The sequence below is a fragment of the Pseudoalteromonas sp. S3260 genome, assembly GCF_005886925.1.
GTDB classification, from domain to species: domain Bacteria; phylum Pseudomonadota; class Gammaproteobacteria; order Enterobacterales; family Alteromonadaceae; genus Pseudoalteromonas; species Pseudoalteromonas tetraodonis.
In genome coordinates, this window is sequence record NZ_PNCV01000339.1 from 1 (window position 1) to 359 (window position 359).

Below are 359 nucleotides of genomic sequence, written 5' to 3' on the forward strand. Positions count from 1 at the left end.
CTGGTCGATGACACACAGCGCATTATTGCTCATGAAAACAACCGTTTTATTGGCAAAACGGTGGCCGATGTTAACCAGTTAGCACCACTGAGCTCGGCTCTCTCTAGCAATGGCAGTGGCTTTGTACTTAATGAAACTGAGCTCGATGGCGAGATCGTCTATGGTGCGGTGATGCCCATTGAAGGCACCGACTTGAAATAGGTCGCGGTCTTGCCAGAGCATGAGATCTCCGGCGCGATTAACTCGGTTATTAGGACTTCCGTGCTGGCCAGCGTGTTACTTGCAGTGGTGTTCTTGGTGCTAACCATGTATTTTGCCAATTGGCTAAGCAGCCGCATTCGTACTGTGGGTGATGACCT

The 359-nt window shown here is 50.4% G+C and carries 1 protein-coding gene; it reads left to right on the forward strand.

Features of this window, described 5'->3' with window-relative positions; translation table 11 throughout:
* Nucleotides 1-201: PDC sensor domain-containing protein (locus tag CWC14_RS19305; RefSeq protein ID WP_171036904.1), on the forward strand; the 201-nt coding region annotated here is incomplete at its 5' end.
* Nucleotides 202-359: the final 158 nt, after the last annotated feature.